General features: G+C 45.9%; 13 protein-coding genes. 12 read left to right on the plus strand and 1 reads right to left on the minus strand.

What is annotated here, in order from left to right; translation table 11 throughout:
* Nucleotide 1 precedes the first annotated feature (1 nt).
* The 9 genes from hisIE (at nucleotide 2) to NZ043_RS10150 (ending at nucleotide 12,122) form a co-directional block, all read left to right on the plus strand.
* A complete protein-coding gene (gene hisIE, locus NZ043_RS10110; protein ID WP_091038626.1) occupies nucleotides 2-727 on the plus strand; it encodes a bifunctional phosphoribosyl-AMP cyclohydrolase/phosphoribosyl-ATP diphosphatase HisIE in 726 nt (241 codons plus the stop codon).
* Nucleotides 728-739: 12 nt separating this feature from the next.
* Nucleotides 740-1,564 (plus strand): histidinol-phosphatase HisJ, encoded by an 825-nt coding sequence (hisJ, locus tag NZ043_RS10115; protein ID WP_133387297.1) that lies wholly within the window; start codon nucleotides 740-742, stop codon nucleotides 1,562-1,564.
* Between the two features lie 80 nt (nucleotides 1,565-1,644).
* A complete protein-coding gene (locus NZ043_RS10120; RefSeq protein ID WP_036616184.1) occupies nucleotides 1,645-2,592 on the plus strand; it encodes a ribose-phosphate pyrophosphokinase in 948 nt (315 codons plus the stop codon).
* Nucleotides 2,593-2,846: 254 nt separating this feature from the next.
* Nucleotides 2,847-5,108 carry a helix-turn-helix domain-containing protein gene (locus NZ043_RS10125; RefSeq protein ID WP_339311636.1) on the plus strand — a complete coding sequence of 754 codons (2,262 nt, stop codon included), beginning with the start codon at nucleotides 2,847-2,849 and terminating at the stop codon, nucleotides 5,106-5,108.
* 447 nt (nucleotides 5,109-5,555) lie between these two features.
* On the plus strand, nucleotides 5,556-7,157 hold the full coding sequence (locus NZ043_RS10130; protein ID WP_091038630.1) for an extracellular solute-binding protein: 1,602 nt from the start codon (nucleotides 5,556-5,558) through the stop codon (nucleotides 7,155-7,157).
* A 116-nt stretch (nucleotides 7,158-7,273) separates the two neighbouring features.
* Nucleotides 7,274-8,173 (plus strand): ABC transporter permease subunit, encoded by a 900-nt coding sequence (locus NZ043_RS10135; RefSeq protein WP_036616191.1) that lies wholly within the window; start codon nucleotides 7,274-7,276, stop codon nucleotides 8,171-8,173.
* A gap of 70 nt (nucleotides 8,174-8,243) precedes the next feature.
* Nucleotides 8,244-9,116 (plus strand): carbohydrate ABC transporter permease, encoded by an 873-nt coding sequence (locus NZ043_RS10140; RefSeq protein WP_091038632.1) that lies wholly within the window; start codon nucleotides 8,244-8,246, stop codon nucleotides 9,114-9,116.
* Between the two features lie 49 nt (nucleotides 9,117-9,165).
* Nucleotides 9,166-10,116: a TIM barrel protein gene (locus NZ043_RS10145; RefSeq protein WP_133387295.1), complete on the plus strand. Its 951-nt coding sequence runs from the start codon at nucleotides 9,166-9,168 to the stop codon at nucleotides 10,114-10,116.
* A 254-nt stretch (nucleotides 10,117-10,370) separates the two neighbouring features.
* Nucleotides 10,371-12,122: a hypothetical protein gene (locus NZ043_RS10150; RefSeq protein ID WP_133387294.1), complete on the plus strand. Its 1,752-nt coding sequence runs from the start codon at nucleotides 10,371-10,373 to the stop codon at nucleotides 12,120-12,122.
* A gap of 147 nt (nucleotides 12,123-12,269) precedes the next feature.
* Here NZ043_RS10150 and NZ043_RS10155 read toward each other — a convergent pair whose 3' ends face one another.
* The gene (locus NZ043_RS10155) at nucleotides 12,270-12,719 is read right to left on the minus strand and encodes a hypothetical protein (protein ID WP_133387293.1); all 450 of its coding nucleotides are present in this window, start codon (nucleotides 12,717-12,719) and stop codon (nucleotides 12,270-12,272) included.
* Between the two features lie 457 nt (nucleotides 12,720-13,176).
* On the opposite strand from NZ043_RS10155, the gene NZ043_RS10160 reads away from it, so the two are divergent.
* The 3 genes from NZ043_RS10160 to NZ043_RS10170 all read left to right on the plus strand — a co-directional run bounded on the left by NZ043_RS10160 (nucleotide 13,177) and on the right by NZ043_RS10170 (nucleotide 17,235).
* On the plus strand, nucleotides 13,177-14,910 hold the full coding sequence (locus tag NZ043_RS10160) for a tetratricopeptide repeat protein (RefSeq protein WP_091038638.1): 1,734 nt from the start codon (nucleotides 13,177-13,179) through the stop codon (nucleotides 14,908-14,910).
* A 171-nt stretch (nucleotides 14,911-15,081) separates the two neighbouring features.
* Nucleotides 15,082-16,041, plus strand: a complete 960-nt coding sequence (gene trxB, locus NZ043_RS10165; RefSeq protein ID WP_036674745.1) for a thioredoxin-disulfide reductase — start codon at nucleotides 15,082-15,084, stop codon at nucleotides 16,039-16,041.
* 162 nt (nucleotides 16,042-16,203) lie between these two features.
* A complete protein-coding gene (locus tag NZ043_RS10170; protein ID WP_091038752.1) occupies nucleotides 16,204-17,235 on the plus strand; it encodes an AI-2E family transporter in 1,032 nt (343 codons plus the stop codon).
* Nucleotides 17,236-17,427: the final 192 nt, after the last annotated feature.

Raw genomic sequence — 17,427 nt, forward strand, 5'->3', positions numbered from 1 at the left:
AGTGAGCGATGAAATCAAGGAACAGTTGTCCTTGGAACAGGTTGTGGAACACATTCGTTGGAGTGATGGTTTGGTTCCTGCCATTGTGCAGGATGTGAATACTCGGGAAGTCTTAATGATGGCTTATATGAATCGCGAATCTCTGAAGTTGTCGCTTGAATCCGGTGAGACGTGGTTCTGGTCACGCTCGCGTCAGGAGTTGTGGCATAAAGGGGCAACATCTGGCAACGTGCAGACGATTACTTCCCTAAAATATGATTGTGACGGCGATACCTTGTTGGTTGAGGTGAAACCGAACGGTCCAGCTTGCCATACAGGGGCGGTAACTTGTTTCCATAATGAGATTATTGGTTTGCCAGAGAAATCGGCAGATAAGGTTTCGGATGAAGCGGGTGCGGCATCTGCTTCGGCAAATTCCGGTTCCGAAAGTCGCTTCGAGGTATTGGCTGAACTGGAATCCGTTATTGCAGAACGTGAACGTGAACGCCCTGAGGGTGCATATACAACATATCTGTTTGATAAAGGTGTAGACAAAATACTGAAAAAAATCGGTGAAGAAGCGTCCGAGACGATCATTGCCGCCAAAAATAAAGATAATGACGAGCTTCGTCTGGAAGTCAGTGACCTGATGTATCACCTGCTCGTCCTGTTACAAGAGCGCAAGCTGCCGCTGGACGACATTATGTCAGAGCTGAGCCGCCGTCATGAACGGCCTCGCCGCGATTAGGAGGCGAGTTTCGTGCGTATAGACTATCATACACACCATGAGCGGTGTGGACATGCCGTTGGCAAACTGGAAGAGTACGTGCAACGTGGTGTGGAGATCGGACTATCCCAGATTGGATTGTCCGATCACATGCCCTTGTTGCATGTCGATCCGGCTCAATATTATCCGGAAATGGCGATGCCTATGGATGAACTGCCGCGTTACGTAGAGGAGTGTTTCTCCCTGAAAGAACGTTACCGTGGGCAGATTGACGTACGTGTTGGTCTGGAAGGTGACTATATTGAAGGCTGGGAAACAGAGATCCGTGCGATCATTGAGCGTTATCCATGGGACTATGTGATTGGCTCCGTTCATTTCCTCGGGGAATGGGACATTACGGATTTCCGCCAGACCCATCACTGGGAGGGCAAAGACATCCTTGAAGTATATCGTCTGTACTACGATGCCGTAAGCAAGGCAGCCGCCACGGGCATGTACGATATTATGGGCCATACGGATGTCATTAAACGCTTCGGTTTTGCTCCTTCAGCGGAGCAGACAAATGAACGTATCTCACTGGAGAACGCAGCGTTGCAGGCTATTGCCAAAAGTGGCTGCGCCATGGAACTGAATGCTTCCGGGTTATCGAAACCTTGTGCCGAGATGTTCCCTAGTCGCAGAATGCTGACAGAAGCCATTCGCTTGGGTATTCCATTAACCATGGGCTCTGATGCACATGACCCAATGAAGCTGGGGGATTATTTGCCTGAAGCTGAAGCACTTTTACATGAGTTGGGCTGTACGGAAGTCGCTGTTTTTGAAGGCCGTCATCGCTCGTTCATTCCTTTAAATGTATAAGCCATTAGAGTATAATGAGGGTAGGAAATAACCTTTTAGATAAGGGATTATATAGGGACTTCAACCCTCGGGAGGGCATTATGCAGCATTCGTTACGTATTTTTTCCGGTTCATCGAACCCTAAGCTGGCAGAACAGGTATGTGACAAGCTGGGTGTACAACTGGGCAAGATCAAGCTGTCCAGGTTCAAGAGCGGAGAAATATACGTTCATTATGAAGAAACGATCCGTAATTGTGATGTGTTTCTGGTACAGTCGTTGTCTCATCCGATCAATGAGCTGTTTGTCGAGCTGTTGGTGATGATTGATGCTGCCAAGAGGGCTTCCGCGCGCACTGTGAACATCATTGTTCCGTATTACGGCTATGCTCGTCAAGAGCGCAAATCCGCTCCACGGGAACCGATCTCGGCCAAGATGGTAGCAGATGTATTAACTACGGCTGGTGCCAATCGAGTGGTAACGATCGACCTGCACGCAGCGGCCATTCAGGGATTCTTCAACATTCCGGTTGACCATATGACATCACTGGATCTGATTAGTGATTATTTGTTAAGCAAAGGAATCGAGAACCCTGTTGTAGTCTCCCCGGATGCGGGACGAGCATCGATGGCAGAGAAGCTGGCGAACCGTCTGGATTCTCCATTTGCCATTATGATCAAGAAACGTCCAAGCCATAATGAATCGGTGATTACCCATGTCATTGGTGATGTAGAAGGACGGACACCTATTATTATTGAGGATCTGATCGACACCGGAACAACCATTCTGAATGTTGTGGAAGGGTTGAAGGAGCGTGGCTCCAAAAATGTATATGTATGTGCAACACACGGATTGTTCTCGGATGGGGCAGTAAGTAAATTGAATCACCCGTCAATTGAAGAGGTGGTAGTTACGGACTCGATCGCACTGCCAGATGACCACCCTGAATGCTTCAAAGTGTTACCTGTTGCACCAATGCTGGCCCGCGCCGTACGCATTATTGTGGATGGTGGCTCTATGGCCACATTGTTTAAAGATTCTGGCATTTAGAGCATCGAGGATATAACGGTGTGCTGCCAGATGAACTGTTCCGTGTCTGAGTTGTTGTCTGCTCAGCACGGTTTTTTTGTTTTGGCTCTTTGAATTCAATTCTTGCTTTGCTGCTCAGAGGCTTGTGCTATAATAACATAAAATCAGTTATGATAGCGTTATCATATAGTATTCAGCCCCTAAGGTGAGATGGATGCTGAACAGTAGAACCACGGCTGAGAACATTGGCATCGTGGAGTGAGGAGTGGGGTCTATTGTCTCGTAATTGGTACTACCGGTTATTGTTCTCGTACTTCCCAATTTTTTTTCTTACGGTGACCATACTCATTTTCATCGCGTTTGTTTTCATCAATGACATCTCTAAAGAGGAAACCAAAAAAGCAGACCGAATTTCTTCCAGTTATATGATAGACACAGTGGATCGTACAATCAGGGATATTGAACTATCCATCCTGGAAACGGTACAGAGTCAGCAGGCATACAAACTCTATTTTAATAACACAACCCTGACCAGCTCGGACACGGTGTATTCAATTGCGCAGAATTTACGTGAGCTATCCAATTCGTCCTCATGGATTCAATCCATCTATCTATATGACAAGCGAAATAAACATGTTCTGACCGTAAGTGGTTCCAGAGAAGTGGAAGGTTTCTCGGATAAGGCATGGATTGATCAGATGGGTAACGGTTCTATCGGTTCAGGCTGGCAGCCGGTCCGGGAATTCGATGCGGACTCTGTTCAACGTACCCCTATTCGCGTATTAACCGTGAACAAGGACATGCCTTTGCCTTTTGGCTCTCAGGGCACATTGGTCATTAATATCAAGATGAGCAGCATTGAACAGAGTGTAGATAGTATGGTTAATGGTCAGCTCTCATTCCTGACGATTACGGATCGGGACGGTAAGGTTGTGTATAATGCACACTCGGACCAAGAGGGCTCGATAGATGGTCAGGAACTGAATAGGCTACCGCTAGAAAGATTGGGCTGGACAATATCCAGTGGAATTAAGGCCGGCAACTTATTTGGCTGGGTATCTGTCATATCTTATGTATGGGTAATCATTGCTATTGTGACTGTCATCTGTGCGATTGTATATATCGTGTACATTACTCGCCGTAACTATAAACCCATTCAGATCATCATGAACCGGATTGAGTCTCATCAGATTCGGGCATTCGAACACTCAGGTGCTCGCACGGATGAGATGAAGATGATTGACGGTGTGCTTGAGAATCTGATTAATCATATGATGGATTATGACAAGAAAAGCAGGGAAAATGTACTCATGCAGCGCAGCAAGTTGTTCAATGCCCTGTTGCATGGTGAACACATGGATAATGCAGCAGAGCAATTAAAAGAGCTCTCTCCACTGAATGACGTGCATGACTCGTCGCGTTTTGTCGTTGTTGTTGGAGAGATTAACCGATATGAGAAGGGATTTCAGGAGAGATACACGAGAGGTGAACAAAATACTCTGAAGTTTGCCTTGATGAACGTTTTGCAAGAGCTGTCACGTAATACGGGAGTCCAATGCTGGACGGAATGGATTAGTGTGGATCGAATTGCAATCCTTTTTGTGTTCAAAGAACAGAATGATAACAACTTGGATATGTCTGGGCAGATTCGTGTTGTAGCTGAGGAATGCAAATCTTGGGTAGAACAAAATCTACGCATTTCCTTAAGCTTTGGCATTGGACCTATGGCTCAGGGAATCGGTGCAATACGAGATTCCTATGCGGCCGCAGAAGCGGTAATGCAACGCAAACTGTTGATGAATGGAGATGTCGGCCAAGCCGACTGCGGTGAACCACAGCATCCTTTGCTGGATACCTATACCTATCTGCAAATGATTGCGGACTTTGTTAAGCGGTTCCGGATGTCGAGTGGACAGTGGCGGGAACAGTTGGAGGAGATCTTTACAGCATTTGAACAGAACAAACTGCCGGATGATGAGATTCGTTCTCTGATTCAGGCCATGTTACAGATGCTCAGCCGAGAGGTGGCGATGATGTCGGAAGGACTCCAGGAAGAGCTGTCCGAGGAAAACATCAACAGATGGTTGAGTGCTGTGGAAGAGGCAGAGACGCTTGCGGATGTGAAAGGTCTTTTGTTCGATGGTCTGACGGACTTGTTCAGAACGTATGTGGCGGTAACAGAAACCAAGAGTTACAAAGCAATGGTCAACGAAATGAAAAATTATATCGAAGAACAGTTTGCGAATCCGGATCTTTCATTGAAACATCTGAGCGACCGATTCCAGATTACGGGCAAACATGCGAGTTATTTGTTCAAGACAGAATTCAACATGAAGTTTGTTGATTTTGTTACAGAGCTTCGCATGAAGGAGACGGAGCAGCTTCTGCTCAATACCGATTACTCTTTGCAGGATATTGCCCTGAAGGTTGGGTATGCAAATGGAATTACGTTGGGACGTGTATTTAAGCGGGTAACGGGTATTACACCAGGAGATTATCGTCGTTTGAAACGTGAACATCGAGAACCCGAAAAGTAACGCAAAAGTGAACATATTCTGAGATCTGTACATCAGGATAACACAGGGTGAATTTCATGCAGTCACTTTCCACTTAGGAGAGAGGCTTGCAGAGGTTCGCCCTGTTTTCGTTGAACAGTTCTCTGCTGCCCGAGATCGATGTAACTGTTTTCGCAGGATAGCAAGCTAATATTCCTGTTTTTTCACCGTTTACGAATATAGGCAGTGTGTGAAAATGGTTTATCCGACTTGGGACAGGCAGTTCCGATCCTTGAGGCGAAGAGTGCCGTCAAAGCCTAGAGCAGCGCAGCTTTGGGAAAAGAATCAGTCTGCGAAAATAGGCTTAGCATATAAACCATAATCCGTTTGTAAGCGCTTCCGAAAGTGGTTTATTGCAGGATAACGGAAAAATGTGAAATACTCTGGGCAAGCTTTAAACATTCACGCAAAGCCAAAGGGGATGACAAAATGAGAAGCAAAGCAACCAAAGGGAGTCTGAAAAAATGGATGGGTTTGGCGCTGACGATGGTAATGGGCGTTTCTTTACTTGCGGGATGCTCATCAGCATCAGAAGAATCAGCTGAAGGCGGAACATCAGGCAATGGCGAGCGCGTTACCTTAAAGGTGGAGATTTTCGACCGTGGTAACAGTCCTTCACCGTACACAATTACGAACAACTATCTATCTAAAATGATTCAGGAGAAGTTCGGTGATCCCAACAATATTGATGTACAGTTTGTACCCGTTCAGCGTTCTGAGGAAGTTACCAAGCTGAACGTCCTGATGGCTAGCAATACGGATGTCCCTGATATTGTCTTTGTTTATGACTCAAGCGTGTTTTATCGGTATGCCCAGCAGGGTGGTTTGACTGATGTTGGAGAGTTGATTGATCAGCACGGTCCGAACCTGAAGAAGTTCCTGGGTGAAGATACTTTGAAGTTCGGGCAAGTGGAAGGACAACAGTTTGCTGTTCCGGGTAAACGTGCGATCACAGGCCGATACAGCTCTTACATTCGTCAGGATTGGCTCGATAAGCTGGGATTGCCAGCGCCGAAGACCACAGATGAATTATATACAACTTTGAAAGCGTTCAAGGATAAAGATCCTGGTGGTCTCGGAAGCAAAAACATCCCAATGGGTATGGCTCTTGCACCAGCTCAATTCGAAACGCTCATCTACTCATTCATTAAGCCAGTTAGTGGCGACCTGACCTATGGTCAAAGGTATGAATTGCCGTTGCATGAAGGATTCAAAGAATCGATGCAGTTCCTGAACAAACTGTACAACGAAGGTTTGATCAGCAAAGACTTCAGTTTGGATGAAGACAAAACGCAGTTAGGGAAAGACATTCAAAACGGTAACGTAGGTTACTGGTCTGAAGATGTGGATGCCATGTTCTACGGAGATGGCACACTGGATAATTTGCGTAAAAATGTGAGTGGTAGTGAAGTGTTGCCGGTTGATGTATACACCAATCCAAATGCAGACAACAAACACATCAAGTCACGCTACGGAACAAATGGTATGTACATTATGATTCCGAAGAGCAGCAAACGTTCTGTCGAAGCGATCAAATATCTCGACTGGATGGCATCTGACAACAATCTGATTGATATCTACAGTGGTGTGGAAGGCGAGAACTATGATCTGGTAGACGGCATTCCGGTTGTGAAAGAGGATGCATCCCAGGAAGCGCAGGATCGTCTGTTTAACGCAGGGGATACAGCCATTATCTCGAACGGTAAAAACATTGGTGATCAAGCGACGAATGAAAAAGCATGGATTATGGGCTTCCCGCAAAATAATCAGGAGATGCTGAAACAATCCATTGATATTGCTAACACCGATACGGTAGGACCGATCATTTTCGACAAACCGATTGAAGCAGAGATGAAGTACAGCACAGCTCTCAAAGACAAATTAAATGTCATTATCGTAAAAACAGCGATGGCTAAGCCAGCGGAATTCGATGCGGTATATGAAAAAGAAATGGCTGATTTCATGTCTCTGGGTGGTACTGAACTGAAAAAAGAACTTGAAGAAGCGGTTCAGGCACTCCCTGCAAAATAAGTAACTCTACACTTCAAGATCAATGACAGATACCCATACTACGGCTTAACTAGAAAGGAACGTGTGCCGCCGGACTGGCGGCACAGCCGTTTCCTTGTTGATAGGAGGAAACCGACTTGACCACCACATACTTGAAGAGGTATTGGCAATTATACGCTCTGATTTCGCTGCCCATTATCTACTTTTTAATCTTTCGTTATGGACCGATGTACGGTGTACAGATCGCCTTTAAGGACTTTAACCTGTTTCAGGGAATCAGCGGCAGTGAGTGGATCGGTTTTGATGCTTTTCGCGAAGTATTTGGAATGCGGGACTTCTACACGACATTGCGCAACACCTTTATGCTGAATTTTCTTGATCTGGTCGTTTCATTTCCAGCTCCTATTATTCTGGCGATCATGCTCTATGAAGTTCGATTCAAGTGGTTCAAAAAAATCTCACAAACGATATTGTACATTCCTCACTTTATCTCATGGGTAATCATCGGGGGAATTGTGTACCAATTGTTCGGTAATCAATCCGGTATGGTTAACGGTGTACTGGAAAGCATGGGCTTAAATTCAATACCATTTTTGACAGAAAAAAATCCATGGCTTGTGACGTATCTCTTCACAGGTGTCTGGCAAAGTGCAGGATGGGGAACCATTCTATATCTGGCCGCATTAACCGGCGTCAACAAGGAATTGTTTGAAGCAGCTGAGATTGATGGAGCATCGCGGCTGAAGAGAATCTGGCATATTACATTGCCAAGTATTAAACCAACCATTGTGACCCTGCTCATTCTTAATCTTGGACATATGGTCAGCATCGGTTTTGATCGGCCTTATATCATTGGTAATACGGCCGTGCGTGAATATTCCGATGTACTCAGTACCTTTGTATACAGAGTTGGTCTTGAATCAGGACAATACACGCTGGCAACTGTCGTCGGACTGTTCCAGGCAGTGGTGGGACTCATATTTGTGCTAGGATCTAACTATATTTCGAAGAAAGCAACCGGTGAAGGTATTTTGTAGGTTGTGGATGAACGGAAGAGACGCCAATCGGCTTGTTTGTATAGACCATCAGTAAAGGAGCTGTGCGCATATGAGTGAACGCACCTCAAACCGGATTTTTGATATCGTTAATATCTCCTTTATCACCTTGTTTGTTATATTCTGCCTGGCTCCATTTTTGCACACGATCGCGATCTCATTCAGTTCTAACCGTGCGATTACGTCAGGTGAAGTGACCATATTCCCGAAAGAATTCAATTGGGATGCGTATATCCAGGTGTTCTCTGATCAGTCGATGATCTATTCACTGGGGTACACGACAGTTCTGACAATTGCCACTACTGTCCTGTGTATGATGTTCACACTGGCAGCTGCATACCCGTTAACCAAGAAAAAATTGAAAGGGCGCAAGCTCTTCATGTATGTCATCATCATTACGATGTTCTTCAGTGGCGGGATCATTCCCGAGTACTTGCTCATTCGTGACCTGAACTTGCTTAATTCAGTGTGGGCACTGATTCTGCCAGGACTGGTCAGTCCGTTTAACCTGATTATCCTGATCTCATTCTTCAGAGGTATTCCTGAAAGTCTGGAAGAATCCGCTGAGATTGATGGCAGTTCCCATGTACACACGCTCTTCAAAATTATATTGCCACTATCCATGCCAGTACTGGCTACATTAGCTCTTTTCTATGCGGTTGGACGCTGGAATGGGTTCCAGGATTCCCTAATGTATATTAATGATCCGAAGCTGTACCCGCTTCAACTGAAGTTATTCCAAATGGTACAGAACAATATGGTCAGCGAGCTTACCCAGATGGAGGGTGCTAACCGTACGCCATTGACTCCCGAGAGTCTCAAGGCCGCGACCGTTATTTTTGCAACCGTTCCAATTCTGCTCGTTTATCCGTGGCTGCAAAAGTATTTTGTCAGCGGTGCGATGCTTGGCGCGGTAAAAGGTTGAGTTAAGGCTGATGTAAAAAGTTTAGCCAGAGGGAGGAGAAGGAAAACAGATGCAGCACATAGATAAGGGTATATATTCGTTCTCCACATGTTGGAATATCCGAAAACATGATGTCGGGGAAGATATGATTCGGGAGATTGCGGATCTCGGCTTTCGTCGGGTGGAGCTCAATTATAATGTGACGAAGGAGATGCTCACGACGATTGAGCCCATGATTGAGCGTGGAGAGATCGGAATTTCTAGTGTCCACAACACTTTTCCACATGACCCTGATCCGGACTACGGTACGGATTCCATCTTGCTCGGCTTCGAAGATGAAGTGAAACGTAAGCGGGCGATCGAATTGCTGGTAGAGTCGGCTGAATATGCCCAGCGTTATGGGGGAGAAGCTGTTGTTGTACACCCGGGAGAGGTACCTTTTCCTGAGGATATCAGCAAAGACCTTGGAAAGATCTATAACGAGGAAGGTCCGGATTCACCGAAGTATCGCAGCAAATGGGCTGAATTGATGGAGCGGCGGGAAGCCCTCAGTTCAGGGTATGTGGAGAAAATTATCGCCAGTCTGGATGAGGTATGCAATCGGGCGGCAGCTAAAGGTCTGGATGTTCGTTTTGGTATCGAGACGAGATCCCGACCACAACAGATTCCTACCCTTGCCGAAGCCAAGACCATCATCACGGCCCTCAAAGGGGCTCCGGTTGGTATCTGGTACGATACCGGTCATGCCATCATGATGGACCGAATGGGCCTTTATGACAGTGTGGGAGAAATGCAAGGCCTGATGGATGATATCGTTGGGGTCCATATCCATGAGACACTCGGTCTCTCTGATCACTGGTGCCCGTATGTACACAGTAAGGATATGAACTTCTATGATGCCTATCTGCCGATGATTCGCCGCGCACAGGTGAAGGTGTACGAGTTGAAGTCTGCCTGTAAGGCAGAAGAGATCCATGAGAGTCATGACTTGCTTATGAAGAAGCTTGGAGTGACAGAGTAGGCGCGGTGATGTGGAAACAGTTTGCATGTTCACAGCATGTGTTTCATGACTGTTTCCTCAGTGACGGAGACCCATAAATATGTAGTAAAACAAGCACAGATTTTCTAGCGACTTTTGTAGAAATATGATATATACTGACGAGAAAAATGAACTCACCTACGGGCGGTATGAGTAAGCTTCCGGTCTGAATTGAAGGCGCTGAAGCAACATACTCCGCACATCGGGAGAATGCATTGGTATGGAGGGGACTGCACATGTACAAACAACTGGTGGACAGTAATGACAGAGCGGTAGAAAGAGGCATATCCCGGCAGATGCTTGACCCGGAAAGCCGTTACTATGGAGGGACAATTGATCCCTTCACAGGTGTTGCCTGGGTCAACCATACGACTGGAACGCCCACGGATATGTGTTACTGGGGAGCTGCACTCTCCAATCCGGACTCTATCTATTACCGGGATGAATCGTTGTTAAATCGACTGCTGTTAGCTACGGAATTTGTACTCCGCTTCCAGCATGAAGACGGTTCAATATCGCCTGGCTGGACCAATTACCATTCCCCTCCGGATACTGCATTTGTCGTTGTAGGGTATTCACAGTTGTATCAGCTTCTTCAGCAGCAAGAATGGGAGCCGCTTCAACCCGTATTGAACAATATGAGGATATTCTTGGAACGTACAATCCCAACCATGCTTACGGGAGGTTGTCATACGCCTAATCATCGCTGGGTGCTATGCGCGGCGCTTGGTTTCCTGCATGAAATATTTGATCTGGAGGAAGCTGTGCAGCGCGCAGAGCAGTGGATGGATGAAGGCATGGATATTACACCCGATGGGGAGTGGACAGAACGGAGCAACGGGATATACAGCGCAGTTAGCGACATCATGTTAATTCATGCTGCGCGCCTGCTCAATCGTCCTGAACTGCTGGAACCAGTGAGGCTTAATCTCCGCATGATGGTGTATCTGGTCCATCCAACGGGTGAAATTGTTACGGATTATTCAGGGCGACAGGATCTGGGCAGTGTTCATGATCTGTCACCTTACTATCTGCCTTATGCCATTTTGGCTCGGCTGGACGGTGATCCACTCTTTGCAGGTATGGCAGCCTGGGCTGGAGATACATTGACCGATCCGGGAGTATGTTCGGTGAATACGCTCATTCGATTAATGCTTGAGCCGGAGCTTCAGCAGACAAATGACGCACGTGATTCATTACCGGAACAGTATGAGGTCATGCTGAATGAACATTTTGTACGGGGTGAATATTTGAAGCAGATGGAATCGGTGGGGCATCACGGACGTATCTCGCACAGTCGGATGCATACGGACTTTGGTGCTCCGGTAGCCCGAATTCGGGATGGAGCTACAAGTGTGACTGTGATGACAGAAGTTCCTTCTTTCTTCGCTCTTCGTCATGGCAAGGTGCGCCTGCTGGCTGTGCAACTGGCCTCTTACTTTAATCCAGGGTATGTACCTATGCAGCAAATGACGAGGCTGTCCGAAGGGTATCGACTAACTGGTGAGCAGAAAAAAGGTTACTACGGCCCAATCCCTGCGAACCTGCTGCCAGAATCGGCTGCATCAGCCATCAGTCCATGGTACTTGTTGCCTCATCAGAGTCGTCAGCTTACTCATGAGCAGACCTTCCGTGTAGGAGCAGAATTACAGCCAACGGAAAATGGATGGAACATGCATCTATCTGGACAGGAACCGGAAGACATTATGATGCAGTTGTCCTTTGTATTCGGAAGCGAAGGTGAACTGACCTGTGAGGACGCAATTGAAACGAGTGAGGGTCATTATTTGTGGAAAGGCGGTACATTACGCTATACCTGCGGAGAAGACTGGCTAGAAATCACCGGGGGCGAGCTTGGGCATCTGGCGGCAACGGTACGTGAGGCAAAACTGCCGGACAAGTGTAAGGTTGTGCTGGTCAATTTCATGACGCCGTTTGATAAAACCATTCAAATTTCACTTTCTCCTTCGATGGGGTTAAAGCTTTAAATCTGTTGGATCTTTAAAGCTATAACATTAGAAGACCGAGCCTATGGAATCGGTCTTCTTTTTTTTACGAATGACGAATGACTGCAATTAACGTCCTAAAATGATATTCCCACTGTCGAGCTCAGTCCAGTAATGTATGAACTATTATCATTTCAGTTGCTTGAACGCAGTTTCGATTGGTTTAGTGAACAGAGGATTATCTTTGGTTTTGCTCCAGTAAACGCCAAGAACATTTCCTTTCTCATATAGAAAAGGGAATGTTGTGAATTGGGCGCCTTCCATGTGTCTATTGAATTCTTTTGTCCCGTTGATGCGATCCTTTTCAGAATTGAAAATATAAAAATGTATAAACTCAGGGCTATAGGGTTCTTCTTCCACGGGCACTTCAACAGAATACACCTCAGGTACAACATCATTTAATTTCAAAGGATACCCGGTTATACCAAAGGACACTAAATCCAGTTCTTGAGACTCGAGCGCTCTCAGTACATCATCTAATGTGAACTTATTTTCTATGTTTTCTATATCTTTTGAACATCCATTCAAAGCAAACAAGCAGATTAAGATAAATATAAGTAGTTTTATCTTCGAGATCATCAATATAACATCTCCTTAAAATAATAATGATGTGTCTTTATTTTTAATTACATACGCAAAAAAAGGCTGACGGACAGAGCTAATGTACGTTTGATTTTTAATGGAGATAAACCACTAAAAAGGACAATAAGGATAATAATACCATAGACTACACTCATCTCATCATAACTGGACCAAATCCAGTTAGACGACGCATAACCGACAAGAATGGATTAATGCAATACTGCAAATAGATCCTTGGCAAGCGAGTGCAGGAGTCTCTAGGAAAAGATGGGTTTCCTTTGAATAAACAACTGAATAAACAACGCTCCAAGGTGATAGGTTTCCGCAAAATGGAATATCACCTTCTTTTGCATTTTTTTCATAAACGACATGAAACTACATATTGAGAAGTGGGCCTTAAGATGTGGTATACTGAAGAGTATGAATGAAATGCAAAGAGGAGGTGCCTTGGAAGATGAAGGGCAAGCTAGTGCGGGCTGAGGGACACCTTGCCAATATTATACCGATTCACTTGGATGCTTCTTTCTTCTTTGAAAGAGCTGTCCGCTCGCTGGACCGAAATCATGTCGACAAGGCATTAAAATATTTTCGCAAAGCTGTTGAATACGAACCGGAAAATCCGGTAAATCATTGCAATATGGCGGGTATATTATCGGAGAAGGGGGATTACGAAGCCTCCAATGCCATTCTGGCTAACGTGCTGGAAGTGGTAGATCCGTCGATGACGGAATGTTATTTCTATATGGCGAACAATTATGCAAATATGGATCGGTTTGAGGAAGCCGAGCAAGCACTTGTTACCTATCTGGAGGAGGACACCCAAGGTCAGTTCATGACGGAAGCCGAAGAGATGATGGAGCTTCTGTACTATGAGCTGGATCGTCCGACCAAACTGAATCGAATCAAATCACGCAAAGGTGTAGTGGAGCACGATCAGGCACGGGAACTGCTGGAAGAAGGAAAATTTGCACAGGCTGCTGAATTGCTCGAAGGCATGTCTTCTGATTATCCTGATTACTTGGCTGCCCGTAACAATCTGGCACTCGCCTATTATTATATGGGTCTGTTTCCCAAAGCAAAAGAGACCATTGCCGAAGTGCTTGAACAGGAACCAGGTAATCTGCATGCACTCTGTAATCTGGCCATTTTCCATCAAAATGAGAACCGGGCTGATCAAGTGCTGCTTCTGATCAAAAAATTGCGGGTCATCGTGCCATTCCAGCACGAACAAGTCTACAAACTGGCGACAACGATGGGAATTCTGGGCCAACACGATACGGCTTATGTTCACTTCCGGCGTTTGCTCAAGGACGAAGAGACAGCTGCTGATCCGGCACTTGCTCACTATGCAGCCGTGGCGGCTTATAATACAGAACGATATGATGCTGCTGAGCGTTTATGGCATCACGTGTCCAAGCTTGATCCGGGTTCCGAAGTATCCCGGTATTATCTGTCAGGTCTTGAGGCTGTAAGACAAGGCGAGCAAGATCCAGAGAAGCTGAGCTATCACTATCATCTGCCATTTGATGAGCAGTTCAGACAGTGGGAGAACTATGGTAGTGGTATACCTGAAGAAATGAAAAATGATCCACTGATTCGCTCATCCTTCTTCTGGGCATTGCGTCATGGTGATCGGGCAACCAAGCTACAGGTTATTCATGCGCTTGGGATGATCGGTGACTATGAGGTGCAGCAGGCTCTGCAATCCTTTATTGAAGAGCCTGGAGAAGAAAAGGATCTGCTTGAGGCAGCACAAGCTGTACTGAACGGGTTGAAATCGGCTGAACATGAGGATCGGAATTCTCAGGTGGTTCGACCCTTTTCTCCTGTAGCCTTGAAGTCTATTGGGAAGGTTCCATCCACATCAGAGCAATCGGACACTGGATCAACCTCCCATTGGCAGGCTGTTGTTGATCGTGCGTTACAGATGTCTGAAGCAAAGGCTGAGTTGCAGCAAGAGATGGAACGGCTCTGGACGGATTATGTATCCCGGGTACATCCGGAGGTTCCAGGTACGAAGCAGATTGAGGGTTGGGCTGCAGGACTTGAATATTTGGCAGCGAAGAATCACAGTCGGCCCGTTACCTATCAAAGCATTGCTGAGCGGTATGGGATATCGGCATCAACGGTTAGCAAGTATGCTAAACAGATTCATTCGGTTTGTAACAGCAAGCCACCACTTGTATAGAAAGTTCGCTTCAACTCGTTTTCAGAAAGACATCATCAGGTGAAGGATACAACAACCGGGAAAACGGGTAAACTTAACGAATGGGCCTCGTAAACGCCTGTAGGATATCATCTTGGCAAGTTCATCGCTAGTACAACACATTCTCACCTTAATTAAGGAGGCTGTATCTATATGTCTAAATACAGAACGATTGTGATCGGAACGGGACCTGCGGGTCTGACAGCAGCGATATATCTGGCTCGTGCTAATCTGAAACCACTGGTTATCGAAGGTCTTCAGCCGGGTGGTCAATTGACGACGACAACGGAAGTTGAGAATTTCCCCGGTTTCCCGCAAGGTATCATGGGTCCGGAACTGATGGACAACATGCGTAAGCAAGCTGAACGTTTTGGAGCGGAATTCAAAAACGGTTGGGTGGAAGAGGTTGATTTCAGCAAACCGCCCTTCAAGGTCAAAGTTGGAGGAATCGGTGAACTGGAAGCTGAATCGATCATTATCTCCACAGGTGCTTCCGCTCGTTATCTCGGTATTCCGGGCGAGCAGGAAAATGTGGGACGTGGTGTAAGTACATGCGCGACATGTGACGGCTTCTTCTTCCGAGGCAAAAAAATCGTGGTCGTGGGCGGTGGAGACTCCGCGATGGAGGAAGCGAGTTTCCTGACTCGTTTTGCAACAGACGTGACATTGGTTCACCGCCGGGATGAATTACGTGCATCCAAGATTATGCAGGATCGGGCTCGCAGCAATGAGAAAGTGAAGTGGGCGCTGAACCGTACTCCACTCGAGGTCGTACCAGAAGCTTTGGGTGTCAAAGGACTGAAGGTGCGCAACAACGAGACGGGGCAGGAAGAGTTGCTTGAAGCAGATGGCGTATTCGTTGCCATTGGTCACACACCGAATACCGGATTCCTGGGTAATGCGATTGCACTGGACGAACATGGCTATGTTGTCGTTAAACCGGGAACAACGGAGACCAATATTCCGGGTGTATTCGCCTGTGGTGATGTTCAGGATACGAAGTATCGTCAAGCTATTACGGCTGCAGGATCAGGATGTATGGCCGCGATGGATTGTGAGAAGTTCCTTGAAGGAAGCATTGTCCATGATTGGAGCGAAACGTTGGATAAATAAGCATTACATGTGTGAGGTTAGGCATATGCTGGGAATAAGAGACAACGGGAAGTCTCATGAAATGAGAGAAGCCGGAAGGCTTCTCTTTTTTTGAAACTACAGTGGGCATGAGTTCGTATACATATAGGGCATATTAGCTGTGAGGTGAAGATTTTGGGGGAAATGATAAAAGATTGGTTACAGAATGCGACAGTGAGACGATTTTTGATCCTGCTCTTGTTCTGTTTAATTTTGTTCAGTATGGGGAGTATGCTGCACATGATTCTGCTGTTGTTCCTGGTGACGTATGTCATGAACAGGTTACAGCATTTCATTACAGGTGGTTTGAATCGGTTGTTTCCGATCAATTATAAAGTTGTAGTCATCCTGCTCTATATGATTGTAATCGCAGTCATTGTGCTTGGCATTTCCAGGTATTCACCACGGATCGTGGATCAGGTCGTTCAGTTGACTAATGAGATTATGAAATTTCTGGATAGTGCAGATGGTGATAATTTTGCATCCAAAATTGCGGGTTATCTTCAATCCTTCGATATTAAAAATTACACCAATGATGCATTGAAATATATTTTCGCTTTGAGCAAGTGGCTGGAGTTTATTCTGCTCGTTATCATTCTGAGTCTGTTTTTCTTGTTGCAGAAGCAGGAGATATCGAAGTTCACGTCCAAGTTCAAAACAAGTAAAATTGGATGGTTCTACAATGAAGTGGCTTATCTGGGAGACAAATTCGTGTCTTCTTTCGGTAAAGTCATTGAGGCACAGCTTCTTATTGCGGTGTTTAATACGGTGCTGACGATCTTGGGCTTATGGATTCTGGGTTTCCCGTATCTGTTCGCTCTGACCATTCTGGTGTTCATGCTCAGTCTGGTTCCCGTTGCGGGGGTTATCATCTCACTTGTACCGCTCTGTCTGATTGGGTATCAGATGGGTGGACTGAAATTAAGCATTATTGTGATCATCATGATTATTGTTATTCATGCTTTGGAGACGTACTTCCTGAATCCAAAACTGATGGCACACAAGACCAAATTGCCAATGTTCTACACCTTTATCGTACTAATTCTGTCGCAACACTTCCTGGGGATCTGGGGACTGATCATTGGTATTCCGATCTTTGTCTTCCTGCTCGATATTCTGGATGTGAACAAGATGGAGAAGACAGAAGAGCCGGTTCGTGTGGAATCGAAGTTATAACGTAAGAAAATCGACCGAGTTTAATTAAGCTCAACCAAGTTAAATAACATCAGATTTTTTGAAAAAGTAAGGGTGCCTTCCAACTATGGAAGGCACTTTTTGTTGGCAATACCGTTATTAGATAGCTTTCTGCATGACAATGACAGGTGGCGGTGTGCATAAGACGAGTCACCTATATGAGGGGGACGATGT

The sequence above is a fragment of the Paenibacillus sp. FSL k6-2145 genome (assembly GCF_037976585.1).
Lineage (GTDB): Bacteria > Bacillota > Bacilli > Paenibacillales > Paenibacillaceae > Paenibacillus.